1 protein-coding gene is annotated in these 508 nt (G+C 76.2%); it reads right to left on the bottom strand.

Annotated features, from left to right (window positions below; all coding sequences use genetic code 11):
• Positions 1-508 (bottom strand): IclR family transcriptional regulator C-terminal domain-containing protein (locus tag Y694_RS22225; protein WP_036236939.1); only part of this gene is annotated, 508 nt, incomplete at both ends.

Raw genomic sequence — 508 nt, 5'->3', positions numbered from 1 at the left:
CGCGACAGCGCCGCGGCGGCCGACTGCGCGGCCCGATCGATCATGCCGCCGGCCCGGCCGTTGAAGGCGGCGCTCGGGCCCAGCGTGACCAGGCCCAGCACGAGGCGGCCGGTGGCATCGAACACCGGATGACACCAGGTGACGAGACCCGGTTGCGGATCGCCGTCGGCCGTGCCGGCGCCGCGCGCGCGGACCGCCGCCATCCGGGTGGCCCAACCGGACCCGGTGGCGAGCCGCGCCAGGGGGCGCGCCGGCCTGGCGCCGCGTTCACGCGCCAGCACGGCCGCGATCTGCTCGCGCGGCAACCAGGCGGCGAAACAGCGGCCGGTCGCGGAACTCGACAAGGGCATCACGCTTCCCAAACGCAGGCCGATGGTGAGCGGCTGACACGAAGGGGTCTCGCAATGCACGATGATGGGACCGCGCTCGCTCCACACGGCCAGCGCCGTCGTGTGGCCGATCGCCTCGCACAGGCGGGCCGCCGCCGCGCGCGCGGCCGCCAGCCGTC

Origin of the sequence: Methylibium sp. T29-B, assembly GCF_000576225.1 — a bacterium.
In the GTDB taxonomy this organism is placed as follows: Bacteria; Pseudomonadota; Gammaproteobacteria; order Burkholderiales; family Burkholderiaceae_C; genus Methylibium; species Methylibium petroleiphilum.
Note: the sequence above shows the minus strand (reverse complement) of the source record. Positions and strands in the feature narration are given on the sequence as shown.